At 70.5% G+C, this 25,139-nt stretch carries 18 protein-coding genes; 9 read left to right on the forward strand and 9 right to left on the reverse strand.

Translation table 11 applies throughout. From position 1 onward, the window contains the following. Positions 1-61 precede the first annotated feature (61 nt). From AC1DCT_RS08310 to AC1DCT_RS08330, 5 genes are all read left to right on the forward strand, one after another. A complete protein-coding gene (locus AC1DCT_RS08310; RefSeq protein WP_477428510.1) occupies positions 62-1,399 on the forward strand; it encodes a sugar ABC transporter substrate-binding protein in 1,338 nt (445 codons plus the stop codon). Then, on the forward strand, positions 1,396-2,364 hold the full coding sequence (locus tag AC1DCT_RS08315) for a carbohydrate ABC transporter permease (RefSeq protein WP_440734173.1): 969 nt from the start codon (positions 1,396-1,398) through the stop codon (positions 2,362-2,364). Before AC1DCT_RS08310 ends, AC1DCT_RS08315 begins: the two co-directional genes overlap by 4 nt. Then, positions 2,361-3,227, forward strand: a complete 867-nt coding sequence (locus AC1DCT_RS08320) for a carbohydrate ABC transporter permease (RefSeq protein WP_440734174.1) — start codon at positions 2,361-2,363, stop codon at positions 3,225-3,227. Before AC1DCT_RS08315 ends, AC1DCT_RS08320 begins: the two co-directional genes overlap by 4 nt. 2 nt (positions 3,228-3,229) lie before the next feature. Further along, positions 3,230-5,320, forward strand: coding sequence for an alpha-L-fucosidase (locus AC1DCT_RS08325; protein WP_477428512.1), 2,091 nt, complete (start codon positions 3,230-3,232; stop codon positions 5,318-5,320). Positions 5,321-5,434: 114 nt separating this feature from the next. Further along, positions 5,435-6,901, forward strand: coding sequence for a chondroitinase-B domain-containing protein (locus AC1DCT_RS08330; protein WP_477230344.1), 1,467 nt, complete (start codon positions 5,435-5,437; stop codon positions 6,899-6,901). Between the two features lie 215 nt (positions 6,902-7,116). On the opposite strand, the gene AC1DCT_RS08335 is transcribed toward AC1DCT_RS08330, so the two are convergent. The 6 genes from AC1DCT_RS08335 to AC1DCT_RS08360 all read right to left on the reverse strand — a co-directional run bounded on the left by AC1DCT_RS08335 (position 7,117) and on the right by AC1DCT_RS08360 (position 14,932). Beyond that, complete coding sequence (locus AC1DCT_RS08335) at positions 7,117-8,649, reverse strand: polysaccharide lyase 6 family protein (protein ID WP_477428514.1); 1,533 nt, start codon at positions 8,647-8,649, stop codon at positions 7,117-7,119. 220 nt (positions 8,650-8,869) lie between these two features. After that, positions 8,870-9,622, reverse strand: coding sequence for a sugar phosphate isomerase/epimerase family protein (locus AC1DCT_RS08340; protein WP_477428516.1), 753 nt, complete (start codon positions 9,620-9,622; stop codon positions 8,870-8,872). Between the two features lie 257 nt (positions 9,623-9,879). Further along, positions 9,880-10,746 (reverse strand): sugar phosphate isomerase/epimerase family protein, encoded by an 867-nt coding sequence (locus AC1DCT_RS08345; RefSeq protein WP_477428518.1) that lies wholly within the window; start codon positions 10,744-10,746, stop codon positions 9,880-9,882. Further along, positions 10,743-12,065, reverse strand: coding sequence for a dihydrodipicolinate synthase family protein (locus tag AC1DCT_RS08350; protein ID WP_477428520.1), 1,323 nt, complete (start codon positions 12,063-12,065; stop codon positions 10,743-10,745). Before AC1DCT_RS08350 ends, AC1DCT_RS08345 begins: the two co-directional genes overlap by 4 nt. 8 nt (positions 12,066-12,073) lie before the next feature. Then, complete coding sequence (locus tag AC1DCT_RS08355) at positions 12,074-13,216, reverse strand: Gfo/Idh/MocA family protein (protein WP_477429635.1); 1,143 nt, start codon at positions 13,214-13,216, stop codon at positions 12,074-12,076. A gap of 759 nt (positions 13,217-13,975) precedes the next feature. Next, positions 13,976-14,932 (reverse strand): LacI family DNA-binding transcriptional regulator, encoded by a 957-nt coding sequence (locus AC1DCT_RS08360; protein ID WP_477429637.1) that lies wholly within the window; start codon positions 14,930-14,932, stop codon positions 13,976-13,978. Between the two features lie 187 nt (positions 14,933-15,119). Here AC1DCT_RS08360 and galT point away from each other — a divergent pair, with 187 nt between their 5' ends. The 3 genes from galT (at position 15,120) to galE (ending at position 18,953) form a co-directional block, all read left to right on the forward strand. Beyond that, the gene (galT, locus tag AC1DCT_RS08365; protein ID WP_477428521.1) at positions 15,120-16,400 is read left to right on the forward strand and encodes a galactose-1-phosphate uridylyltransferase; all 1,281 of its coding nucleotides are present in this window, start codon (positions 15,120-15,122) and stop codon (positions 16,398-16,400) included. A 182-nt stretch (positions 16,401-16,582) separates the two neighbouring features. Next, a complete protein-coding gene (gene galK, locus AC1DCT_RS08370; protein ID WP_441976940.1) occupies positions 16,583-17,728 on the forward strand; it encodes a galactokinase in 1,146 nt (381 codons plus the stop codon). Positions 17,729-17,975: 247 nt separating this feature from the next. After that, a complete protein-coding gene (galE, locus tag AC1DCT_RS08375) occupies positions 17,976-18,953 on the forward strand; it encodes a UDP-glucose 4-epimerase GalE (protein WP_441976851.1) in 978 nt (325 codons plus the stop codon). 222 nt (positions 18,954-19,175) lie between these two features. Here the strand turns inward: galE and AC1DCT_RS08380 are convergent, their stop codons facing one another. Next, complete coding sequence (locus AC1DCT_RS08380) at positions 19,176-21,443, reverse strand: glycoside hydrolase family 3 C-terminal domain-containing protein (RefSeq protein ID WP_477428523.1); 2,268 nt, start codon at positions 21,441-21,443, stop codon at positions 19,176-19,178. Between the two features lie 124 nt (positions 21,444-21,567). Here AC1DCT_RS08380 and AC1DCT_RS08385 point away from each other — a divergent pair, with 124 nt between their 5' ends. After that, the gene (locus AC1DCT_RS08385; RefSeq protein WP_477428525.1) at positions 21,568-22,188 is read left to right on the forward strand and encodes a TetR/AcrR family transcriptional regulator; all 621 of its coding nucleotides are present in this window, start codon (positions 21,568-21,570) and stop codon (positions 22,186-22,188) included. Here AC1DCT_RS08385 and AC1DCT_RS08390 read toward each other — a convergent pair. Continuing rightward, positions 22,142-23,704 (reverse strand): carboxylesterase/lipase family protein, encoded by a 1,563-nt coding sequence (locus AC1DCT_RS08390; protein WP_477428527.1) that lies wholly within the window; start codon positions 23,702-23,704, stop codon positions 22,142-22,144. The genes AC1DCT_RS08385 and AC1DCT_RS08390 overlap by 47 nt on opposite strands. Before the next feature lie 81 nt (positions 23,705-23,785). Continuing rightward, on the reverse strand, positions 23,786-25,093 hold the full coding sequence (locus AC1DCT_RS08395) for an MFS transporter (RefSeq protein ID WP_477428529.1): 1,308 nt from the start codon (positions 25,091-25,093) through the stop codon (positions 23,786-23,788). Positions 25,094-25,139: the final 46 nt, after the last annotated feature.

The raw sequence follows: 25,139 nt of genomic DNA on the forward strand, positions 1-25,139 counted from the left end.
TTAGATTCGCGATCGACGCCTTGCAAAGTGGCAAGCGTTTGCCAAACCGACGGAGAACCCCATGCACAGCAGAATCCTGCGCACCGCCGCCCTGATCGGCGTCGCCACCCTCGCCCTCGCGGGCTGCTCGAGCACAGGCTCGGGCGCTCCGGCCGGCGTGAAGCAGAACGAGAAGTCGACCCTCGAGATCTGGATCCGCACCACCCCGGGCAGCCCGAGCGAGACCGCGCAGAAGGCGATGGTCGCCGCGTTCGAGAAGAAGACCGGCTACAAGGCCGAGCTCACCGCGATCTTCGACGACTTCGAGACCAAGCTCGCCCAGCGCGCGGGGCAGAAGGATCTGCCTGACATCGTCATGAACGACATCAGCCAGCTCGGCACGATGCACACGCAGGGCATCGTCCGCGAGGTGAGCGCCAAGGACGTGCCCCACGCCAAGGATCTCACCCCTCAGGCCGCCACCGCAGGCAAGGCGACCGACGGCAAGACCTACGCGATCCCCTACTCCGCGCAGGCGAACGCCCTGCTGGTCCGCAGCGACTGGCTGCAGAAGCTCGGCCTGCAGGCTCCGAAGACCTGGGACGACCTGGAGGCCGTCGCGAAGGCGTTCACCACCCAGGATCCCGACGGCGACGGGCAGGCCGACACCTATGGTCTCGCCGTTCCCGCCTCGACGAAGCGCGGATACGCCTCCTGGTACTTCTCCAACTTCCTCTGGGCCGCGGGCGGCGACTTCATCAAGAAGTCGGGCGGCGGCTACCTCCCCGCGATGAGCGATCCGGCCTCGGTCAAGGCGATGGAGTGGTTCCGCGGGCTGCAGTGCGACGCCAAGGTCGTGCAGCCCGGCGCGGTCAGCATGGACACCCCGCCCACCAACGAGGCCTTCGAGACCGGAGTGGCCGGGATGTACCTGACCGGGCCGTACATACTGCCGCGGTTCGACAAGTCCCTCGGCGCCGACAAGTACGAGGTCGTCCCCGCACCCGAGGGCCCGAAGGACGCCGCGGTGCTCGCCGAGGGCGGCGCGATCTACCTCATGGCCGGATCCGAGAACCAGAAGGGCCAGAACGCGTTCGCCGACTGGTACATCGGCGCCGACGCGCAGAAGGCCGGCATGGAGGGCACGAACGGGACGTTCAGCGTGCAGCTGCCGGTGAACAAGACCGTGAAGGTGTCCGACGTGCGCGACGACAAGCGCTGGGAGACCTTCGCGACCGCCTACCAGGAGGACGGCCGCTACGCGCCGAACATCCCGAGCTGGACGCCGGTGCGTCAGATGACCGCCGACACCGTGAACGCGCTGCTCGCCGACTGCTCGCTCGACCTGAAGGCGGAGCTCTCCGACCTCGACGGCAAGCTCACCGCCGAACTGCTGACGCAGGGGATCCTCAAGAAGTGACGATCGACATCGTGGACACCGCACGCGCGGGATCCGCGCCGAGCACGGCGACGGAGGCCCTCCTGGTCCCGTCGCCGGCTCGGCGCCGCCGGCGGCGCACGCAGGGGCAGTGGTGGATCCCGTGGGCGTTCCTCACCCCCGCGCTGCTGCTCTTCCTGGTGTTCCGCTACATCCCGATGGTGCAGGCCGTCTCGATGTCGGTGGAGAACGTCCGCCCCTACCTCGGCAACGAGTTCGTCGGGCTCGCGAACTACCAGACGATCCTCTCGTCGGCCGACTTCCGCGACGCGACGATCAACACGCTCGTCCTCGCCTTCGGGCAGACCGCAGGAAGCCTCGGCGTCGGCTTCCTGCTGGCCCTGCTGCTGGAGGGCCAGACCCGCAAGCTCTCGTTCCTGCGCTCCGCCGCGTTCCTGCCCGTTGTCGTGCCCATGGCCGTCATCGCCGAGCTCTGGCGGATCATGTACTACCCGGCGGCGGACGGCTTCCTGAACTCGATCATCGGCCTCGTCGGGCTCGGCCCCAGCGAGTACATCAACGATCCGAGCACCGCGATGGGATCCATCATGGTGATGGGGATCTGGCGCGGCGCGCCGTACGACATGATGATCATCCTGGCCGGGCTCGCCGGCATCGACCGGGGTCTGTACGAGGCGGCGACCGTCGACGGGGCGAACCGCTGGCAGCGGATCCTGCACGTGACCCTGCCGGGCCTGCGCCCCGTGTTCACGATCCTGTTCATCCTCGCCGCCGTACGCGGCTTCCGGGTGTTCACCGAGGTGTTCCTGATGACCAACGGCGGCCCGAACGGCGCGACCGAGGTCGTCATGACCCTGCTCTACAAACTCGGCCTGGAACAGGGCAAGCTCGGCGTCGGCTCCGCCGGTGCGGTGCTGCTGTTCCTCGCGACGCTGGTGCTGACGGTCTTCGTGCAGCTCATCACCCGCAGGAGGAAGGACGCATGAGCGCCGGCACTGACACCGCCCTCGGACTGACCGAGAGCCGCACTCCCCTCGCGATCGCCGTCAAGGTCGTGCTGTACGCCGTCGTCGCGATCCTGTTCGCAGGCCCGCTGATCGCGCTGCTCGTCGGCGCGTTCGGCGAGGTCTCGGATCCGACCGAGCTCAGCGTCATCCCGACGCGGCCGACGCTTTCGAACTTCGGGATCGCGATCGACTACGGCGTGCTGAAGTACCTTGCGAACTCGTTCTTCGTGGTCGGGTTCGGCCTGCTGCTGCAGGTCATCGTCTCGGTGCTCGCCGGGTATGCCCTGGCCCGCAAGCGGTTCCGCTTCTCGGCGCTGGTGATGGTCGCGATCCTCGCGACCATGATGCTGCCGGAGGAGATCCTCGCCCTGCCGCTGTCGATCCTGCTGTCGGATCTGCCGCTCGTGCACATCAACCTGATGGGAACGCTGGCCGGCATGATCGTGCCGCTGGGCGCCTGGGCGTTCTCGATCCTCGTGATGACCGAGTTCATGAAGGACGTGCCGATCGAGCTGGAGGAAGCCGCCCGCATCGACGGCGCCGGGGAGCTCCGCGTGTTCGCGCAGATCATCGTGCCGCTCTGCAAGCCCGCCCTCGGCGTGGTCGGGGTGTTCGGGTTCACGATGATCTGGGATCAGTACCTGCTGCCGCTGCTCGTCTCCACCAGCAACGCCACGTACACGCTGCCGCTCGCGCTGCGCACGCTGCGCATCGATCCCGAGGTCACCCCTGGCGTCATCATGGCGGCCTCGCTGCTGGCGCTCGCCCCGTCGGTGATCGTGTTCCTGCTCTTCCAGCGGTCCTTCGCGCGGGGCCTCACCTCTGGCGCGCTGAAGGGCTGATCGTGACGGTGCTGCAGATCGACGGCGTGGTGGGACTGCGCGACGTGGGCGGGATCCCCGCCGGATCCGCCCGCGTCCGCCCCGGGCGGCTGTACCGCTCCGGCGCGCTGTCGGATGTCGACCGGCGCGGGGCGGAGCAACTGCGCGCCCGGGTCGGCCGGATCGTCGATCTGCGCTCGGACGACGAGGTCGCCGAAGCCCCGACGGTGCTGGCCGATGTGGAGATCGTCCGCCTCCCGCTGTACCACGGGTCGCCGCGCTCGTTCTTCCTGGAGGGTTACGACCTCGCCGGGATCTACCGGCACCTGCTGGCGGAGTCGATGCCCGAGCTCGTCGCCGCGATCCGCGCGATCGCCGAGGGCGAGGCCGTCCTGGTGCACTGCACCGCAGGCAAGGACCGCACCGGACTCGTGATCGCGCTCGCCCTGGCGGCGGTCGGGGCAGACCGCGACGAGGTCGTGGCCGACTACGCCCTCACCTCATCGCTCATCCCCGAGGCCCGCCGCCGCGCCACCTCGGAGCGGCTGCGCCGTGCCTACCCGCAGTCGCCGCACGCCGCCGCGCTCGCCACGGAGTCGCCTGCCGCGGTCATGCGGGACGTGCTCGCCGAGATCGACGCCACGCACGGATCCGTCCGAGCACTGCTCGCCGCACACGGGATGACCGCGGAGGAGCTCTCGGCGCTGGACCGCGCCCTGCTCGATGCCGAGCCGTGCCCGCCGGCACCGGGGCAGACGCCGCTCACCGCCCACCCCCGCGATGCCCAGACCACTCCCGCCGTCGACCCCGCCCCCGGAGACCGCATGCCCGCCCCTGCAGACCTGACCTGGTTCGTCGACGCCCGCCTCGGCATGTTCGTGCACTGGGGGCTGTACTCCCTCGCCGCGCGGCACGAGTGGGTCAAGAGCCGGGAACGGTTGAGCGACGCCGATTACGAGTCCTACCGCGCGCACTTCGACCCCGACCGGTTCGACCCGCGCGCGTGGGCTCGCATCGCGCGCGAGGCAGGGGCCGGCTACGTCGTGCTCACCGCCAAGCACCATGACGGCTTCTGCCTGTGGGACTCGGCCCTGACCGACTACACCACGATGAACACGCCGTTCGGCCGGGATGCGGTGGCCGAGTTCGTCGCAGCGTGCCGGGCCGAGGGCCTGCGCGTGGGTCTGTACTACTCGCTCATCGACTGGCACCACGAGTCCTTCCCCGTCGACGGCACGCATCCGCAGCGCGACGACGAGGAGTTCAAAGCCGCCACCGTCGACCGCGACGTGCGCGACTACCAGCCGTACCTGCACGGCCAGGTGCGCGAACTGCTCACCCGCTACGGTCGGATCGACTACCTGTTCTTCGACTTCTCCTACACGCACCGCCCCGACTACTGGGGCGGCAAGGGCGCGGAGGACTGGGACGCGGAGAACCTCCTCGCCCTGGTCCGGGAGCTGCAGCCGGGGATCATCGTGAACGACCGGCTCGGGATCCCCGGCGACATCGTCACGCCGGAGCAGTACCAGCCGCTCGCGCCGATGACCCGCGACGGCGAAGAGGTGCCCTGGGAGGCGTGCCAGACGCTCAACGGCAGCTGGGGCTACGACCGCGACAACCATGAGTTCAAGACCGCCGAGTCCCTCATCCGCCTCCTCGTCGACGGGGTGTCGAAGAACGGCAACCTGCTGCTGAACATCGGCCCCGACGGCCGCGGCCGGCTCGGCAGGGATGCCGAGGAGATCTTCGGCGGGATCGGCACGTGGATGGACGATCACGCGCGGGCCATCCGCGGTGCCGGGCCCGCGCCGTTCACTCCGCCGGCCGATGTGAGGTACACGCTGCGCGGTGACCGGCTCTACGCCCACCTGTTCGCCTGGCCGTTCAAGCACCTGCATCTGCCGGGCCTCGCGGGGCGGGTGCGCTACGCGCAGCTCATGACCGACGCCTCCGAGCTCGTGCCGCTGCACGTGGATCCGGATCGGGTCGCGCAGAACACCCTCATGGGCGGACTGCCGTCCGGCACCCTCACCCTTCAGCTCCCGATGCAGCGCCCCGACACGGCCGTGCCCGTCGTGGAGCTGTTCCTGACCGACGACGCGATCGCCTGAGGATCCGCCCGCCGCGCCGCCGCCCAGCCCACCCACGGTCCCCGAGCCATCGAGGGGACCGCCGTCGACCCTGCGCCGAAACCAGCGCAGGCGCATCACTCAACGAGGAGGATCATGAAGAGACGCACTTTCATCCTGTCCGCCGCCGGCGCCGCTCTGGCGCTGACGGGCATCCCGGGCGCAGCACAGGCCGTCGGACCCCGCGCGGGCATCGTGCCCGGGTTGGACGGCCGCGGCCCGTACACGTCGGTGTCGGATCTGGCCGCCCTGCAGACCGCGATCGACACGGCCCAGGAGGGCGCGACGATCGTCGTCGCGAACGGCACGTACGCCGTGCCGGACGGATCCCCGATCCGGCTCGCGGGCGTGAGCGGTCGCTGGAACAAGCACCTCACGATCATGGCCGAGAGCGTCGGCGGCGTCACGTTCACGGGCGCGCAGAGCTTCGTGTTCGACGGCGCCCACCACGTGACTCTCAGCGGGTTCGTGTTCACGCAGTCCACCACCTTCGAGATCCCCGCCTCGTGCCAGGCGATCACGCTCAGCCGCAATGAGTTCGTCCTGGCCGACATCGAGGGTCTGCACAACGTGATGGTGCGCGCCGACGACACCGTGATCGAGTACAACCACTTCCACGGCAAGTCGACGCTGGGCATCTACCTCGGCATCGAGGGCGGCCAGCCCACCGACATGGCCCAGAACGTGCACATCCACCACAACTACTTCTCGGACCACACCTTCCCCGGCGACAACGGCGGCGAGCCGATCCGCCTGGGCGTGAGCCCCCGGGCGCTGAGCAGCGCGCACGCGATCGTCGAGTACAACCTGTTCGAGCGGTGCAACGGCGACCCCGAGGCGATCTCGGTGAAGTCGAGCGACAACACGGTGCGGTACAACACCATCCGGGATTCCCTCGGCGGCATCGTGCTGCGGCACGGCAACCGCACCCGGATCGAGTCGAACCACATTCTGAACGGCGAGAACGGCATCCGGATCTACGGCAACGACCACGTGATCGTGAACAATCTCATCACGGGGATCAGCGGCTCGGCGATCGTGATCGGCTGCGGCACGCTGCGCGACCACTACGAGGGCGAGCCCTCCACCTCGCGCACGAAGAACGATGCACCCGACCGGGTGCGGATCGCGCTGAACTCGCTCATCGACGTGGGCGGCGGCATCATCGGCGAGACCGCGCGGCCGATCGAGCCGGACGACTGCGTGATCGTGGACAACCTCGTCGTCTCGGACCGCGGTTCGCTCGCGCTCGTCCCGAAGTCGAAGAACTTCACGTGGTCGGGCAACATCCTCTGGGGTGCGGCGGCGGACGGCGACGCGCCCGCGACCGGATTCACTCGGGTGGATCCGCTCCTGGCACTGGACGACGAGGGCCTGCCTCGCATCGGCGCGGGCAGCCCCGCGATCGATGCCGCGACCCAGGACCACACGGCGTGGGTGAGCGACGACATCCTGGGCCGCCATCGCACTGGGGCCGCCGACATCGGTGCGCACGAGTACTCCGCCGCGCACGCGCGGCGCACGCCGCTGCACACGGGGGATGTCGGCCCGTTGAGCGCTTGAGCGTCTGAGCGTCTGAGCGCCTGAGCACGAAGAGAGGCCGGATCGGGGTGGGCTCCGATCCGGCCTCTCCTCGCGTGCTCCCTGCCGGCTTCTGAGCGGCGGGTTTGGCATTCGGTTGCCGCAGTGGATCCGGCGCGCCTGGCCCTCCCGCAGCCACGGAGAGGGCGCCGGACTCGAAGTCCGGCGCCCTCTCGACTCGGGGGCGCTCGTCCCGGCTACGGGGCGCTGGGGCCGACGTTCGCTGTGGTGAGCGGGGCCCGCGTCGCCGGGCTGCTCGTCACCTCCTGGGCGCCGATGTCGTACACGCCGGTGCGCGCACGCCCGTCGAGATCGTCGGTGACCCAGTCGGCGTGGTTGGCCTGCGTCGCCGCGTTCACGGCCGGGCTGGACGCGGCGATCTTCCAGGTTCCGACGGCATCCTGCGCGAGCTGCGGATCCACCCGCGTGAAGCCGACCTTCGGGATGTTGCCGTTGGCCGCGGCGCCCCAGATGATGTTTCCCCGCCAATAGAAGTCCTGCATGAGCGGGACGTTGCCGAGGTAGCCCGTCTGCCCGCGCACGATGTTGTCCACGATCGTCACGTTGAGCGGTGGAACCGTGCGATTCGTCTCGCCGATGATCCCGCCTCCGTTGTCGACCAGGGTGTTCAGTGCGATCCGGATCCGGTCAGGGGCGTCGTTGCCCTGCCTGTCATCCGCCGGCTCCCCCTCGTAATGGTCGCGCTCGGTACCGGATCCGATCACGATGCCTTCCTTGCTGAGCCCGGCCACGTAGTTGTTCACGATGACGTGGTCGTTGCCGTAGATGCGGATGCCGTTGGCGCCGCCGATGATCCTGTTGCCGACCACCGTGTTGCCGTTGCCGTGCCGCAGCACGATGCCGCCGAAGCTGTCGCGGACGGTGTTGTAGCGGATCGTGTTGCCGCTGGACTTCACCGAGATCGTCTCCGGGTCGCCGTTGGCCCTCTCGAAGAGGTTGTTCTCGACGATCGCTCCGGCGGTGCTGAGCGCGCGGGGGCTGACTCCGAGGCGGATGCACTCGCCGCCGTTCTTACCGGCGAAGCTCTGGTCGGAGAAGTAGTTGTGGTGCACCTTGACGCCGGTGGCCATCTCCGTCGTCCCGGCCCCCTCGATGCCCAGATAGACGCCGATCGTGCTCTTGCCATGGAACCAGCTGTACTCGACGACGGAGTCGTCCGCGCGCACGATCAGGTTGTGCTCGGCGCTCTGCGCGAAGGCGAACTCGTCACGACTGAACGTGATCGCGCGGCTGTCGGCGGGGACCTCGAGCGTCGTGGACTGGGTGAACCGGAAGCCCCGCAGCACGACGTCGTGCGCGCCCGAGAAGGTGAAGCTCGAGGCGCCGGTGAGGGTCACTCCGCCGACCGACTCCGCAGTGATCGTCACCGGGTTCCCCGACGCCCCGCCGCCAGCGACGGCGACAGCGGATCCGACCGCGTAGGTGCCGTTCTTCAGGGTGATCGTGTCGCCGGGCCGTGCGGCCGCGATCGCCGTCTGCAGCTGCGCCAGCGTGCTCACGGTGGACGTCGTCGTCACGGTGGCGCCTCGGGATGCCGCGGCGGCACCAGGGCCCACCCCCGCGGCGGCGGCAGGGCCCACCCCCGCGGCGGCGGCGTGAGCGAGGTCGAGAGAGGAGGCGGGGCGTTCGGCGGCGCTCGCGACGCCCGCGCCGCTGAGCGCGAGGCCCGCGGCCGCAACGACCGCGAGCAGTGTTCGAGTGGTCTTCATCTGGGGTTCCGATCTTCTTCGATGGATCTCCGCCTGCGATGCCGGACGACGGCCGCGACACGCACGTGTCCCGCGACGCAGGACGCCTTCGTGCAGCGCGTGGCGGATCTTGTGGGAAAACTGCCTTCGGTCCGATCATGGCGATATCGCGCCCCGATGGCAAGCGTTTGCCATACATTTGGCGAGCCGTCGTCACCTCGTCGAGGACACGACCTCTCCGTCAGGCGAGGTAGGCGCGCAGTGCCGCTGCTTCGGCCGCGAGGGCCGCCGGGTCATCGTCCGGCACGAACTCGAGAAGGGCGTCGCGCGGCGGCACAGGCGCTGCGGCCGCGGCGGCGAAGAACGCCCGCCACAGCCCGTCGCGGGCGGTGAGGGGCAGCCGCTGGGTCGCGGGCCACCAGGAGAACACGTGCGCGGCCGAGACGTGGTCGGCGATCCGCTCGTACTCGGCCACCGCGACCGCGTCGGACGCCGACACGGTGGGCTGCCAGTACGTCCCGAGATGCGGGCTGCCGACCTCCTCCAGCACGCGGAGCGTCTGCTCGGCATCGTCGGCGAGCGTGCGCCCATGGAACTCCAGCGCGAGCGAGATCCCCCGACTCCCCGCTTGCTCGGCAGCGACGGCAAGGGCGTCGACGGTCGCTGCCCGCTCCGCCGCGGTGGCGTCCGCCGAACCGATGCGGCCGGCCCATACCCGGATCCGGTCCGCGCCGAGCGCCTCGGCCGAATCCAGGACCGGGGCGATGTCCTCCCCGTGTTCCGCGCGGAAGTACGAGCCGTACGAGGCCACGGCCAGCCCGGCATCGGCCGTGATCCGTGCGACCTCGGCGGCGCGCACGGCATCGCCCGGGGGCACGTGCACATCGCCGCCCCATTCGATCGCCTTGAGCCCGGCGCTCGCTGCGAGCGCCGCGATCGCCGCCGGATCCAGCTGCCGGAAGGTCACGGAGCACAGCCCGGGTCGGATGGTCATGGGATCAGCCTTTCATGTGGCGTCGGCGGGATTGGGTGTTCCGGACTCAGTCAAATTCGGCGTTCATGGTCGGGTTCTCGCCCACATGGGTCCGAATCGACTGAGTTTCGAACGCCGCGCCGCGGGCATGGTCCTCTGAGCGACCCTCAGCGCCCTTCGTCTCTCTGCGCGCGCTCAGGGACCACGCACGAAAGTCCCTGGGCGAGGAACCCAGCGACGAGACGAAGGCGCGCGAGCCATGGGCGCATCCAGGCCCCTCAGCCGAGGTAGGGCGAGATCGCCGCGCCGAACGACTCGGCAGTGCGGCGCACGACCTCGGCCGGATCCTCCGCCCAGATGTCGGCGTTGAAGATCTCCACCTCGATGTCGCGGTCGTACCCCGTCGCCACGACGGCCCGGGTGAGCGAGGCGAAGTCGATGACGCCGTCGCCCGGGTAGTGCCGGCTGAGCAGCACATCGGCGGGCAGCGGCGTCTTCCAGTCGCACACCTGGTAAGTCGCGATGCGCCCCTCCCGGCCAGCACGGGCGATCTGGTCGAGAACCTGCGGATCCCACCAGATGTGGAACGTGTCGACCGTCGCACCGACCACCGTCGGGTCGAAGTCGGCCGCGATGTCGAGCGCCTGCCCGAGCGTGGAGACGACGCAGCGGTCGGATCCGAACATCGGGTGCAGCGGCTCGATCGCGAGGGTCACTCCGGCGGCGGCGGCATCGGTCGAGAGCTCGCCGATCGCGTCGCGCACTCGTTCGCGGGCGCCGATCAGGTCGCGGGATCCCTCGGGCAGCCCGCCGGCGACCAGCACCAGGATCGCTGTGGACCCCTCCGCCCCGGCGGCGGCGAGTGTCGCGGTCTCCTCGATCGCGCGGCGGTTGTCGCCGAGCGCGGCGACGCGCTCCGGCCCGGCCGGCAGTGTGAAGAACCCGCCGCGGCAGTGCGTGGTGAAGCGCAGTCCGGAGTCGGCGAGCATCCGCGCCGCCACGTCGAGCCCGACTTCGTTCACAGGCTCGCGCCACAGGCCGATGCCCTGCACACCCGCCTCGGCCGTGACGCGGAGCGCGGTGGCGAGGTCGGCGTACTTGATCGTGGCCTGGTTGATCGACAGGCGAGGGTCGACGGCGGTCATGCGGTCACTCCGTTCAGGGCGAGCATGCCGTGCCACCGCTCGCGCGCGAGCTCCGGATCCTCGAGCGCGAGCGAGGCGTTCGCGAGCTCGACGATGCGGCTGAGGTGCGGCAGGCTGCGCGCGGAGTGCAGGCCGCCCACCATCTGGAACGCGGGCTGGTGGCCGTTCAGCCAGGACAGGAATGCGACGCCGGTCTTGTAGTAGAACGTGGGCGCGGCGAAGACCTGCCGGCTGAGCTCCTCCGTCGGACCGAGGATCTCGAGGTAGCGGTCCGGATCCCCCGCGTCGAGCGCCTGGATCGCGGCCGAGGCGACCGGGGTGATCGCGGCGAAGGCCCCGAGCAGCGCGTCGGAGTGGGCACAGCGGGCGCTGGAGCGAACCTCGTGCTCGCCGACAGCACGTGTTGTCGCCGAGTGCACACCCTGTTCACGCGAAGAAGGTGTGCTCTCGGCGAATTCATGTACACTCGCCGGGCCGAAGCCCGCACCGGCAACACCGTCGCCGCCCGCCGCGCCGTCGACCGGATCCTCGCCGCCGATGAGTCCGACGTAGTTGAAGTCGTCGCCGGTGAACATGCGCACGCCCTCGGGAAGCTGCTCGCGCACCGCGATCTCGGACTCGGCGTTCAGCAGGCTCATCTTGACGCCCGCGACCTTGCCCGGGTTCTCCGCGATGATCCGCAGCAGCGTCCCGGACGCGTCGCGCCAGTCACCGGATCCGAAGTATCCCTCCAGCTGGGGGTCGAACGCGGTGCCGAGCCAGTGCAGCACGACCGGCGTGGTCGCCTTCTGCAGCACCGCGGCGTACACGCGCAGGTAGTCGGTGCGCGACTCCGCCACGCGGGCGAGGTGACGGGAGGCCATCAGCACGGGGCCGGCGCCCTGCTCCTCGGTGAAGTGCAGCTGCTCGACGTAGGCGTCGATCACCTGCGGCAGCGAGATGCGCTCCGCCTCGACGTGGTCGGTGTTGACGCCGACGACGACGGATCCGCCCTCCTCCCGGGCGACCGCGGCGCTGCGGGCGATGAGCTCACGGGTCGCCGCCGCATCGAGGCCCATGTTGCGCTGTGCGGTGTCCATGGCGTCGGCGACGCCCAGACCCCACGAGTACACGTTGCGGCGGAACGCGAGCGTCGCGTCCCAGTCGATGTCGGCCGGCCGGCCGGGGGTGTTGTCGGCGTGCACCTTCGGCACCACGTGCGCCGCGGCGTAGGCCACGCGACTCTGCAGCGGTGCGGTCGGACGCTCGTAGGCGCCGGCGTCGTTGAGCTCGGCCTCGGAGGTCGCACCGTCGGCCGCGAGGAGGCGGATCGTCGTCATCGTGCGCCTCAGCCCTCGTTCGAGCCGGCCAGGCTCAGCGCGGGCAGCGCGATCTTGCGCCCCTCGACGGAGGACTGCAGGCCCGCCTCGGCGAGCTGCACGCCGCGGGCGCCGGCCAGCAGGTCGAAGGCGTAGTCGGTGCCGAGCACGTAGGACTCCAGGTACTCCTCCCACTGCTGACGGAAGCCGTTCAGGAAGACGTCGTTCACCGGCACGTCGGCCCAGTCGGCGTCGTAGTCGTGCGCGTCTGCCAGGTCAGGGTTCCACACCGGCTTCGGGGTGGCGTTGCGGTGCTGGATCTTCGCGCCGAACAGGCCGACGACGGCGGATCCGTGCGTGCCGTCGACCTGGAACTCGACCAGCTCATCCCGGTTCACGCGCACGGTCCAGCTGGAGTTGATCTCGGCGATGACGCCGCCCTCGAGCTCGAAGATCCCGTACGCCGCGTCCTCGGCGGTGGCGGTGTAGTGCTCGCCGTTCTCGTCCCAGCGGTCGGCGATGTGCACCGCGGCCTGAGCGTAGACGCTCTTGACCTCGCCGAACAGGTTCTCCATGACGTAGTTCCAGTGCGGGAACATGTCGCTGATGATTCCGCCGCCGTCCTCGGTGCGGTAGTTCCAGCTCGGACGCTGGGCGGGCTGCCAGTCGCCTTCGAACACCCAGTAGCCGAACTCTCCGCGCACGGACAGGATCCGCCCGAAGAAGCCGGAATCGATGAGGCGCTTGAGCTTCTGCAGACCGGGCAGGTAGAGCTTGTCATGCACGACGCCGGTCTTGACCCCGGCCGCCTGCGCCAGACGGGCGAGCTCGAGTGCCTCCTCAACCGACTCGGCGGTGGGCTTCTCGGTGTAGATCGCCTTGCCCGCGGCGATGGCCTTGCGGATCGCGGTCGCCCGCGCCTTGGTGATGAGGAAGTCGGCGTAAATCTCCCACTGCGGATCCGCGAGCGCGGCGTCGAGGTCGGTCGTCCAGTCTTCGATGCCGTGCTTGGCGGCGAGTTCGGCGAGCTTCTGCGCGCTGCGGCCGACGAGGATCGGCTTCACGGTGACGCGGGTGCCGTCGGGCAGCTCGATGCCGCCCTGCTCGCGGATCGCGAGGATCGAGCGCACCAGGTGCTGGCGGTAGCCCATGCGCCCGGAGACGCCGTTCATGATGATGCCGATCTCGCGGGTGGTGCTCTCAGCCACGGTGCTTCCTTCGTCTCATGCTCGCCCGGCGGTTCATTCGTGGATACCGATTCGGGTAAGCGCTTTCCAGTTGGATCATCTTGACACGGGAACGCGCTTACCGCAAGACGGGCGCCGTGGCTCGAGGGGGCGCCCCGCCCGCCCGTAGCGGCGATCCCGCCACCAGGCCGGGACCGGGACGGGCACCCCAGGACCCCAGCGCCCAAGCATCGGCACCAGCACCAGCACCAGCACCCCAGCACCCCAGCACCCCAGCACCCCAGCACCCCAGCACCCCAGCACCCCAGCACCCCAGCATCGGCATCAGCAGCGCCACCTCCGCCGTCCCGCCACCTTCATCGCGTCATCGTCGACGCTCAGGTCGCACTTTCTGCTCCAAAACGCCACGGGAAGAGCAGAAAGTGCGACCTGAACGGAAGAAGCGGAGCCCGAGGGACGGATCCGGACGACGAAGTCGAAACGCGGACGCGGAGCCGAAGGGCGGCAGCGAATCTCGGATCCGAGGGCTCGCAGGGTGGCAACGAATCTCGGATCCGAGGGTTCGCAGGGCGGCAGCGAATCCCGGATCCGAGGGTTCGCAGGGCGGCAGCGAATCCCGGATCCGAGGGCTCGCAGGGTGGCAACGAATCCCGGATCCGAGGGCTCGCAGGGCGGCGGCGAATCCCGAACCCGGAGGGCGTGCGGGGCCACGCGCTGATGCAGGGATACGCGCTCGTGCGGGGGCTACGCGCTGGTGCGGACGATCAACGCGGGCGTCAGCAGAGCCGGATCCGGCGCATCCCGCCCCTCGACCCGGTCGACGACGAGGCGCACAGCCTGCTCGCCGAGCGCGGCGAAGTCCTGCCGGATCGTGGTCAGCGGCGGGCGGAACTCGGCCGCGTCGGCGATATCGTCGAAACCGAGCACGACGATGTCCTCGGGCACGCGCCGGCCGGCGTCGGCGAGCGCGCGCAGCAGGCCGAGCGCCATCTGGTCATTGGCAGCGAAGACGGCGGTCACCGATGCATCGGCGGCGAGCACTCCGCCACGGTCGTGGCCCGAACCCGCACTCCAATCCCCGCGCACCGGGTCGGGGATCCGGAGCCCACGCGCGGTGAGCTCCTCCCGCCAGCCGCGCTCACGCTCCGCCGCGGCGAACGAGCCTTCGGGCCCCGCCAGGTGGTGCACGGTGGCGGCCCCGCGGCCCAGCAGGTGTGCGGTCGCCGCGCGAGCGCCCGCCGCATGGTCGGTGCCGATGACGGTGAACCGCGGGTCGGCGGGAGAGTCCACGACGACGAGCGCGAGCCCGGCCGGATCCGCGTCACGGGCCAGCGCGGAGGCCTCGTTCAGCACGATCGCCCCGTCGACGCCCTGGTCGTGAAGCCGATCGAAGGCTTCGCCGATGCGCCCCTCGGCCCCGAGGGTGACGACGGCGAGCGCGTAGCCCCGCGCCTCCGCGGCCTCGGCGACGGCCTGCAGGAGCGCGGAGTTGCCGACCGTGGCGAGGGTCTGTGCGACCACGCCGAGAGTCTCGGATCGCCCCGTGCGCAACGCCCGAGCGGCGCGATGCGGACGGTAGCCGAGCTCGGCCATGGCCTCTTCGACCCGTTCCCGCGTGGCCGGATCCACTCGGGGGCTGTCGTTCACGACGCGGGAGACCGTCTGCCCGGACACCCCGGCACGTGCGGCGACCATCGCCATCGAGACGCGCCCGGTCGGTTTCGGACCGCGCCGAGCTGACGCGGACGACTCTCCGCCGGCGATCCGCCGCAGCTCCTCGAGCTCGTCGTCGTGCTTCGGCATCGGCCCGCCTCTCCCCTGCCGGCCCCTGCGCGTGCCGATCTCAGGAGTGTTGACGCTATCACGCCGCGTGCCCTATCGTGTTTACGTGAACATGGAAATCGAGCCTGAGTTCGGCACAGCCACTGGCGCCGCCGCGGCCTTGGGTAGCACGGCCGAAGCTTCCGGCACTGTGGCGGCCTCCGGACCCGGCACCTCCGTCGAGGTCACTGCGCTCGGCGCCGGCGTGGTCAAGCGCGCCACGCGCCTCGCCGACGGCCGCGACCTCATCTACTACGACGACGCCGGATCCGCCCTCACCGCGGATCGCTCGATCGATTCCCGCACCCTGGATCCCCGCCCCGAGACGGCGACGATGCGCCAGGACGTGCTGACCGGCGACTGGATCACGTTCGCCACCAAGCGCCAGACCCGGGTGATGATGCCGAGCGCGGATGCGGATCCGCTCGCACCCCAGTCTCCGACGAACCCCTCCGAGGTGCCGTCGCGCTACGACGTGGCGGTGTTCGAGAACCGCTCCCCGTCGTTCGGCCCGGCACTCGCCGATGCCGCCGGCGCCGCCCCGGCCGCGGTCGACCCGCCCCAGGGCCTCGCCGACCTCGAGGCGATCGGCATCGAGCGCACCCGCACCAGCGTGGGCCGGTGCGAGGTCGTCTGCTTCAGCCCCGAGCATGCGGGGTCCTTCGGCACGCAGTCGGTCGCCCGTGCGCGCACCGTGATCGAGGCCTGGGCCGACCGCACCGCGGCCCTGAGCGCGCTGCCCGGCATCGAGCAGGTGTTCCCGTTCGAGAACCGCGGCGAGGCGATCGGCGTCACCCTCCCCCATCCGCACGGGCAGATCTACGCCTACCCGTACGTGACCCCGCGCACGCAGCGGCTGCGCGAGAGCATCGCCCGCACCGGCTCCGATCTGTTCGACCGGATCCTGGACGCCGAACAGCGATCGGAGCGGGTCGTGCTGCAGGGCGAGCACTGGACCGCGTTCGTGCCGTTCGCCGCGCGCTGGCCGCTCGAGGTGCAGCTGATGCCGCACCGGCACGTGCCCGACTTCACCGCGCTGGACGACGCCGAGCGCGACGAGCTCGCCCCGCTCTACCTGCACCTGCTGCGCGGCGTGGACGCACTCTACGAGACGCCCACCGCGTACATCGCCGCCTGGCACCAGGCGCCCGTGCACGTCGGACGCGACGAGATCCGGATGCGGCTCGAGCTCACCAGTCCCCGTCGCGCCGCGGACAAGCTGAAGTTCCTGGCCGGATCCGAGTCGGCGATGTCGGCATGGACCGCCGAGATCCTGCCAGAGGACGCCGCCGCGCGCCTGCGCGACGCGATCGCATCCGTCCCCCTGCCCGTCGAGGAGACCCGATGACCCCCGCTCGCGCCACCGACCCCGTGGTCGCCACCGAGCCCACCGCCGTCACCGCCGCGGCTCCCGCGTCGCCCGCGGTCGGCGCCGCGCCCACCGCCGCCACCCCCGCGGCCTCCGCCTCCACGCCCCCTGCGGTCGGCGCCGCGACGGAACTGTTCCGCAGCCTGACCGGATCCGAGCCCATGGGCGTCTGGTCGGCCCCTGGGCGCGCGAACCTCATCGGCGAGCACACCGACTACAACGACGGGTTCGTGCTGCCCTTCGCGATCCAGCACCGCACAGCCGCCGCCGTGCGCCTGCGGGTCGACGGGCGGATCCGCGTCGCCTCCACGTTCGCCGAGGAGCCGGTCGAGGTCGCGCTCGACGATCTCGAGACGCTCTTCCCGTCCGATGGCGCCGCGGGGCGAGCCCAGGGACCGACCGTCCCGGAATGGGCGGCCTACCCCCTCGGCGTGGCATGGGCACTGCGCGCCCTGGTTCCCGCCTGGGCTGCGGGAACCTTCGCCGGCATCGACATCGCGATCGCCTCCGAGGTGCCGGTCGGGGCGGGGCTGTCGTCGTCCGCAGCGATCGAGGGCGCGACGGGCGCCGCCCTGAACGAGCTCTGGGGCCTCGGCCTCGATGCGGTGTCGCTCGCCCAGGCGGGCCGCCGCGCCGAGAACGAGGCTGTGGGCGCTCCGACGGGGATCATGGATCAGATGGCGTCGACGCTCGGGCAGGCCGACGCCGCGGTGTTCCTGGACTGCCGCACGCTGGAGACCCGCTCGATCCCGCTCGGTTTCGCGGAGGCCGGGCTCGAGGTGCTCGTGATCGACACGGGCGTGAAGCACGCCCACTCCACGGGCGGCTACCGCGAGCGCCGCGAGTCCTGCGAACGCGGGGCCGCCGCCCTCGGCGTGGCAGCGCTGCGAGACGTGACCGAGGCGGATCTGCCGCGCGCCGCGGAGCTGCTCGACGACGTCGACTTCCGCCGGGTGCGCCACGTCGTGACCGAGGACCAGCGCGTGCTCGACACGGTCGCGGCCCTCGCCGCACACGGACCGCGCGCGATCGGCGACCTGCTCGTCGCCTCGCACGCGTCGATGCGGGACGACTTCGAGATCTCGATCCCCGAGCTCGACACGGCCGTCGACACCGCCCTGGCGCACGGCGCGATCGGGGCTCGCATGACCGGCGGCGGGTTCGGCGGTGCCGCGATCGCCCTCGTCGACCACGACCGCGTGCCGGCCGTCTCGGAGGCCGTGCGCACGGCGTTCGCCGAGGCCGGCTTCGCCGAGCCGCACCTGTTCACGGTCGTCCCCTCGGCCGGCCCGCACCGCGACGTCTGATCCGCCGGATCCCCTGCCTCTTGACCGCGAGACTTCATCTGGGTAACGAGACTGCAGTCCAGATGAGCAGTCTCGTTACCCAGATGGAGTCTCGCGGTCAGCACGGGCCGGTACGTGATCGGGGTGCAGGTTCGAGCCTCGGAGAGTCGCGAGCTCGCGGATCCGGCCATCCGCTCCGCCCCGGCGAACCTCCAGCAAGCCCCCTGCCAGAATGAGACCCGCGCAACCGCGCGACGGAAGGAGACCCATGTCCTGGCTTGTCACCGGCGGCGCCGGCTACATCGGATCGCACGTGGTGCGCGCGCTCGCGGAGGCCGGGCTCACGCCGGTCGTGCTGGACGATCTCTCCAGCGGCGTCGCATCGTTCGTGCCCGAGGGCGTCGCCTTCGTGCAGGGCAGCATCCTCGACCGGGACCTGATCGAGCGGACCCTCCGCGAGCACGCCGTGCAGGGCGTGATCCACGTGGCCGGGTACAAGTACGCCGGGGTCTCGGTGCAGCGCCCGCTGCACACCTACGCGCAGAACGTCGAGGGCACCCGCGTGATCCTCGAGGCGATGGCCGCGGCCGGCGTCGCGAACATCGTGTTCTCCTCGAGCGCCGCGGTGTTCGGCACGCCCGACGTCCCGCTCGTCGTGGAGGAGACCGAGAAGCGCCCGGCCAGCCCCTACGGCGAGTCGAAGCTCATCGGCGAGTGGCTGCTGCGCGACCAGGCCGTCGCGACCGCCGGATCCGAGACACCTCTCGTGCACACGTCGCTGCGCTACTTCAACGTCGTCGGATCCGCGGATCCGTCCGTCTACGACGTGAGCCCGCACAACCTGTTCCCGATCGTGTTCGAGAAGCTGCTCGCGGGCGAGACACCGCGCATCAACGGCGACGACTACGCCACCGAGGACGGCACGAACGTGCGCGACTACGTGCACGTCGGCGACATCGCCGCCGCCCATGTCGCCGCCGCGCAGCGCATGATCGCCGGTGAGCCGATCGAGGCCGCCTACAACCTCGGATCCGGCGACGGCCTCTCGGTGCGCCAGATCATGGACGCGATGGCCCGCGTGACCGGCATCGCCTTCACTCCCGAGATCGGTCCGCGCCGCCCGGGCGACCCCGACCGCATCGTCGCGACGGGAGAGCTCGCCGCGCGCGACCTGGACTGGCGGATGCGTCACACGGTCGACGAGATGGTGCGCTCCGGCTGGGAGGCCCGCCGGCACGCCGGCTGATCCGGGATCAGGGATCCGACTCCGGGATCCGGCTCCGGCCGGCCCTCGGCATCACCGTTCACTGGTCGCGTATTGCCGTTCTCCGCGGTCCATAACGGCATTTCGCGACCAGTGAACGGGATGGGGTCCGCCTGAACGGGAAGGATCCGGCCTCGACGGCCGCCGACATGAGGAACGCGGCCTCCCCGACGGGAGGCCGCGTTCCGTGGGCCGAGCGGCGGACTACGCCTGGGGGGCGTTCGCGGCGGCGATGAGCTGGTCGACGCCCTCGCGATCGAGGCCCCAGCCGAACGCGGGGAGGCGCCCGAGCGGGAACGAACCCATCATCTTCGCCATGGCCTCGCCCGACATGATGCCGTCGCCCTCGCCGCCGAACTGCTCCTGGATCGCGGCGAACGCGCCCGCGACCATCGGACCCGCGACCGGGTGCGCGAACACCGCGGCCAGCGTGGATTCGGGCGTGAGCGGGATCACGACCGCGTCCCCGGCGACGTCGACGGTCGCGGATCCGCGCAGGTCACGGCTCGATGCGCCGGCCTCGATGAGGTAGGCGCCGCCCTCGACGACGAAGCGGTCGACGCGGACGTCCCAGTACGCGAGGTCCTCCCGGCGCACGATCAGCTGCACGTCCGTGGCCGCCCCGGCGGCGATCTCGACCGACGCGAACGCCTTGAGCTCCCGCGGCGCGCGCTCCACAGCGGAGGCGACGGGCGCGACGTAGACCTGCACGACCTCGCGGCCGTCGCGGGATCCGGTGTTCGTGACGGGGACCGTCACCACGATGTCGCCCGACGCCGTGACCTCGGCGGAGACGGCGCCGTAGGCGAAGGACGTGTACGACAGGCCGTGGCCGAACGGGTAGGTCACCGCGATGTCGCGCGCGTCGTACCAGCGGTAGCCCACGAAGATGCCCTCGCCGTAGCGCACGTGCCCGTTCGAGCCGGGGAAGTTGCCGAACGCCGGGGTGTCCTCGATGCGGTGCGGAATCGTCTCGGCGAGCCGGCCCGACGGGTTCACCGCGCCGAGCAGCACGTCGACAGTCGCGGATCCGCCGGCCTGGCCCAGCAGCCACGCCTCGACGATCGCCGGCACGCGGTCGGCGAACGGCAGCGCCACGACGGAGCCGTTCGACAGCACGACGACCGTGCGCGGGTTCGCGGCGACGACGGCGTCGAGCAGGGCGAGCTGGTGCGCGGCGAGGTCGATGTGCTCGCGGTCGAAGCCCTCCGACTCCTCGGCGTCGGTGAGGCCGAGGAAGACCACGGCGACATCGCGGGAGGCGGCGAGCGACACGGCCTCGTCGCGCAGGGCGTCCTGTCCGTCCGCCGCGGCATCGAAGGCGAAGCCCGGCGCGAACGCGACCCGCTCGCCGGCCACGGCGGTGAGGGCGTCGAGCGCGGAGTCGACGCGGGTCGGGTTGATGTGCGAGGAGCCGCCGCCCTGGAACCGCGGGGTGCGGGCGAACTCGCCGATGAGTGCGATCGAGGCGTCCTCGGCGAGCGGCAACAGCGGAGCCCCGTCGACGGCCTCGTTGCGCAGCAGCACGATCGACCGTCCGGCGACCTCGCGGGCGAGGGCGTGGTGGGCCTCGACATCGAGCGGGCCGGCGACGTCCGGGCGCGCCTGGGCGCGACCGACGAGGTCGAGCACACGAGCGGCCGAGGCGTCCAGCGCAGCTGCGACGGCCGGGTCGGATCCTGCGGCGGCGGCCACGGCACGATCGGGGGCGCCGTCGCTGCCGGGCATCTCCAGGTCGAGTCCCGCGACGAGTGCGGCGACGCGGTCGTTCACCGCGCCCCAGTCGGAGACGACGAGACCCTCGAAGCCCCACTCGTCGCGCAGCACCTGCGTGAGCAGCCACGGGTCCTGCGACGCATACACGCCGTTGATCTTGTTGTACGAGCACATCACGGTCCACGGCTGGGCATCGGTGACGACGCGCTCGAAGCCGCGCAGGTAGATCTCCCGCAGCGGTCGGGGATCCACGTCGCTCGAGGCGGTCATCCGCTCGAACTCCTGGTTGTTCGCCGCGAAGTGCTTGAGCGAGCTGCCGACCCCCTGCGACTGGATCCCCTTCACGAGTCCCGCACCGATCACGCCGGACACGATCGGATCCTCCGAGACGTACTCGAAGTTGCGCCCGCACAGCGGCGAGCGCTTGATGTTGATGCCGGGGCCGAGGATCACAGCGACGTCCTCGATCGCCGACTCCACGCCGAGCGCGACTCCGACCCGCTCGGCGAGCTCGGGATCGAAGGCGGATCCGAGTCCGGACGCCGGCGGGAAGCAGGTCGCCGGGACGCTCTGGCTGAGGCCGAGGTGATCGCTCTCCGCGGCCTGCTTGCGGAGGCCGTGCGGGCCGTCGGTGACCATGATCGACGGCACGCCGATGCGTTCGATGGGCTTGAGCGTCCAGAAGTCCTTGCCGCTGGTCAGCGACGCCTTCTCCTCGGTGCTGAGCTGGGGCAGGTGATCGCGGGGCGATGTCATTGTCGACTCCTTCGTGGACGACTCTCGGGTGACGGGCAGGGTCAGTCGATCAGGTTGTGGGATAAAAAGCAAGTATTACTCGGTTTTGAATCCATCGCAGCAGAGGCCGGGATAGTCTCGGGTCATGGCACGACGAGGTTCGTACGCGAAGGGCATCGCGAAGCGCGAGGAGATCCTGCACGCAGCCCTCGCGGTGGTCGCCCGCGAGGGCTATCACGGGGCCTCCGTGAAGGAGCTCGCCGAGGCGGTCGGCCTCAGCCAGGCCGGCCTCCTGCACTACTTCGACAGCAAGGACGAGCTGTTCGTCGAGATCCTGCGCACGCGCGATGAGGTCGACATGGCCGGCCATCTCGGGGCCGCGCGGGCCGCCGACCTCGACGAGATGCGCGACGGCTATCTCGACATCGTCCGCCACAACGCCCGCGTGCCGGGGCTCGTCGAGCTGTTCACCCGCCTCGCGGCCGACGCCGCGAACCCCGAGCACCCCTCCCGCGCCTTCTTCGCCGAACGCGGCGCCGGCCTGCGCGATCGATGGGCCGGGACGATCGCCGACGCTCAGGCCGAGGGCCGGATCCGCAGCGGCATCGATCCGATGCTGGCCGCGCGGCTGCTGCAGGCCGTCTCGGACGGCGCCCAGATGCAGCTGCTCGTCGAACCGGAGCTCGACATGACGGCCCTCATCGAGACGCTGTTCGACCTCATGCAGGCACCCGCGCCGGACTCCGCCGAGCAAGACCAGTGGTGAGCAGCGGCCGCACCGACGCGTAGGCGTCCGCCACGTCTCGCGACGGGGTGTCGTACACACGCGCGATCCCGGTCGCGGCGTCGTAGCGCGACCAGCCCGGGTCCCCGCCCACGATGAACGCGACCGCGGCCTCGTGCACCTCGTCCGCGAGCGTCTGCGGCGGGTTGGGCCCTGCCAGCGGCACCATCGCGGGACCGTCCAGGCAATCGAAGAAGAACGGCACGTCGAGGCAGTGCTCGGCGAAGCCGAAGGTGCCGGACGGCCAGGAGAACCGGTACACCCAGGTGGGGGCCGCACCGCGATCTGCCACGATCCGCAGGATCGCGACACGGAACATCCGATCCGTCAGCACACGCCCGGCCAGGCGCGCCTTGCCCTTCGCGAGCACATCGGCGTTCGCGGCGAGGTAGGGCCTGCGCGCTTCTTTCGGCACCCCGAGCTTGCCGAGCAGGATCCCCTTCGGCACGAGTGCCATAGCCCTGCCGGCATCGGCCGTCGCCATCGTGAACTCGTCATCGGTGGCGCCGAGCACGAGGGGCTTGTCGGATCCGACACCGGCGCGGAACGACTCGGGCGTCGGACGCAGGATGAGGTCGCCGTCGACGGACGGCCCGAGCGGGAGCCCTTTCTCGACGATGTCGCTCATGTCACCGCCGTCGAAGGCGGTGAGCTTCTTCTGCGCCTCGAGGATCCGCTCCTCGCTTAGCACACCGAGGCCCTCCCGGGTCGGGGCGACGCCGAGCTCGGCGGCCAGACGGCGCCCGAACTCCTCCGAGCGCGCGGCCGACACATCGGCGAGCGCGCCCGAGATCGCATACACGCCGTGGAACAGGTGCTGCGCCTTCTCCATGCCGAGCAGGGTCATCACCGCGCCACCGCCGGCGGACTGCCCGGCGATGGTGACACGCCCCGGATCCGCGCCGAAGGCCGCGATGTTGCGCTGCACCCAGTCCAGGGCGAGCAACCAGTCGCGCACGCCGCGGTTCGACGGGGCATCCTCGATCCAGCCGAATCCGTCGAAGCCGAGCCGGTACGAGATCGTCACGGTCACGACGCCGTCGCGGTTGAAGTTGCGCCCGTCGTACCAGGGGCTGGCCGGGGACCCGGCGAAGTAGCCGCCACCGTGGATGTAGACGAGCACGGGCATGCCTGCCGCGTCCCCGGTACCGTCGGCCGGGACCAGCGGGGTGTACACGTTCACGTTGAGCGTGGACTCGCCCTCGACGCTGGGCTCGGGGATGAGCGTCACTCCGGGGTCGCCGCGCTGCGCGGTCGCGCCGAACTCCGCGGCATCGAACACGCCCTCCCAAGGCGCCTTGGGCACCGGGGCTGCGAAGCGGAGCTCGCCGACGGGCGCCTCGGCGAAGGGGATACCGAGGAACGCCGCCGACTGCGGATTGCCCTTGCCACCCGTGGTGGGGCGCCAGCGCCCGCGGACGACGCCTTCTGCGATCCGCACTTCGGGCTGCGCGAGCGCGGCGCCTGCCGCGACGGACGAGGTCTGGGTGTTCTCCATCAGAGTTCCTTTCGTGGAGGAGATTGCTGCCGTTCCCTGCGGCCGCACCGGATCCGATCCGGCCGCAGGGACGGCGGACTGCTACTTGACCGACTTGATCGGTGCGATGGCGATCGCCCCGAGGACCGCGAACACGATCGCGAAGACGAACAGCACCGGATAGCCCCCGAGGGATCCGATGATGACCGCGGCGATCGGCGCACTCAGCGCCTGCGGGATGTTGGTGGCGACATTGAGGATGCCGAGGTCCTTGCCGGCCGAGGTGCCCTCGTTCGGCAGCACCTCGGTCATGAGCGCGGCGTCGACCGACATGTACAGGCCGAAGCCGACGCCGTTGACGATGCTCATGAGGATCATGCCGGTCATGTTCGGCATGATCAGCGGGAACGCGAGCCCCGCGGCCATGACGACGGTCGCGACGTAGATGAACACCTTGCGACGGCCCACCTTGTCGCTCCACCAGCCGGAGAGCGCGATCGCGATCAGCGTCGGCACGAAGGCCACGAGCGTCAGGGTCATCACGGCGCCCTGCGCCTCCTGCAGCGGCAGCTTGATGTAGTCGGTCAGAATGTACAGCTGATACGCCGAGACGACGAAGTAGCCCAGGATCAGCAGGAAGCGGCCGGTGAAGGCCCAGAAGAAGTCGGGGTGCTTGCGCGGGTTGATCCAGAAGCCCTTGAAGAACGGGCCCCAGCGGAACGGCTCGACCTCCGCATCCTTCGAAGACCAGTCCTTGTTGAACAGCGCGAACAGGATCGTGACCACGATCACGGCGATGCCGAAGACTGAATAGCCGAGGCCCAGCTGTGCGCCGAGTCCGACCGCGAGCATGACGCCGACCGTCATGCCGAGCTGCGTGCCGAGACCGATCATGGCGCTCGCGCCGCCGCGCTTCGCACGCGGGAAGCGGTCGGCCGTGATGGTCGTCAGCGGCGCCTGCAGGAAGTTCAGCGCGACCTGGATCACCACCCAGAACACGGTGATCCACATCAGATCGGTGAGCGAGCCCATCCCCAGCAGCAGCACGCCTCCCACCAGCGCGCCGAGCACCATCCACGGCACGCGCCGGCCGAAGCGCGAGCGCGTGCGGTCGCTGAGCGCACCCGCGATCGGCTGCGCGAACAACGTGAAGATGAAGGAGGTCGTCGTGACGATCGCGAGATTGGCGACCTTGTTCTTCTCGTCGAGCAGCAAGATCTGCGTCGGCAGCAGGATCGCGATGAGCCCGCCGTAGGTGGCGAACAGCGTCATCGACGCGATGAGGAGGCTGGGCAGCAGCCGCTTGGTCGCCGGCGGGCTCGCCGCCGGCTCCCCCGCAGCGGGCGCGGCCGCCCGGATGAGCCCCGTGGGGGCGATCTCGGCGGCGGGATCGGGAGGGGTGATGGTCATGGGGCGGCTCCTCGTCGAGCGGATCGGGCTCGGATCCAAATCCCGA

The sequence above is a fragment of the Microbacterium sp. 10L49 genome, assembly GCF_056395125.1.

Excerpts from the sequence above, each read along its gene's own strand:
- AC1DCT_RS08310 (WP_477428510.1), top strand. The coding sequence starts at position 62 with ATGCACAGCAGAATCCTGCGCACCGCCGCCCTGATCGGCGTCGCCACC.
- AC1DCT_RS08380 (WP_477428523.1), bottom strand. The coding sequence starts at position 21,443 with ATGACATCGCCCCGCGATCACCTGCCCCAGCTCAGCACCGAGGAGAAG.
- AC1DCT_RS08340 (WP_477428516.1), bottom strand. The coding sequence starts at position 9,622 with ATGACCATCCGACCCGGGCTGTGCTCCGTGACCTTCCGGCAGCTGGAT.
- AC1DCT_RS08330 (WP_477230344.1), top strand. The coding sequence starts at position 5,435 with ATGAAGAGACGCACTTTCATCCTGTCCGCCGCCGGCGCCGCTCTGGCG.
- AC1DCT_RS08320 (WP_440734174.1), top strand. The coding sequence starts at position 2,361 with ATGAGCGCCGGCACTGACACCGCCCTCGGACTGACCGAGAGCCGCACT.
- galK (WP_441976940.1), top strand. The coding sequence starts at position 16,583 with ATGGGCGTCTGGTCGGCCCCTGGGCGCGCGAACCTCATCGGCGAGCAC.
- AC1DCT_RS08385 (WP_477428525.1), top strand. The coding sequence starts at position 21,568 with ATGGCACGACGAGGTTCGTACGCGAAGGGCATCGCGAAGCGCGAGGAG.
- AC1DCT_RS08355 (WP_477429635.1), bottom strand. The coding sequence starts at position 13,216 with ATGAACGGCGTCTCCGGGCGCATGGGCTACCGCCAGCACCTGGTGCGC.
- AC1DCT_RS08360 (WP_477429637.1), bottom strand. The coding sequence starts at position 14,932 with ATGGCGATGGTCGCCGCACGTGCCGGGGTGTCCGGGCAGACGGTCTCC.
- AC1DCT_RS08395 (WP_477428529.1), bottom strand. The coding sequence starts at position 25,093 with ATGACCATCACCCCTCCCGATCCCGCCGCCGAGATCGCCCCCACGGGG.
- galE (WP_441976851.1), top strand. The coding sequence starts at position 17,976 with ATGTCCTGGCTTGTCACCGGCGGCGCCGGCTACATCGGATCGCACGTG.
- AC1DCT_RS08345 (WP_477428518.1), bottom strand. The coding sequence starts at position 10,746 with ATGACCGCCGTCGACCCTCGCCTGTCGATCAACCAGGCCACGATCAAG.
- AC1DCT_RS08335 (WP_477428514.1), bottom strand. The coding sequence starts at position 8,649 with ATGAAGACCACTCGAACACTGCTCGCGGTCGTTGCGGCCGCGGGCCTC.
- AC1DCT_RS08350 (WP_477428520.1), bottom strand. The coding sequence starts at position 12,065 with ATGACGACGATCCGCCTCCTCGCGGCCGACGGTGCGACCTCCGAGGCC.
- AC1DCT_RS08390 (WP_477428527.1), bottom strand. The coding sequence starts at position 23,704 with ATGGAGAACACCCAGACCTCGTCCGTCGCGGCAGGCGCCGCGCTCGCG.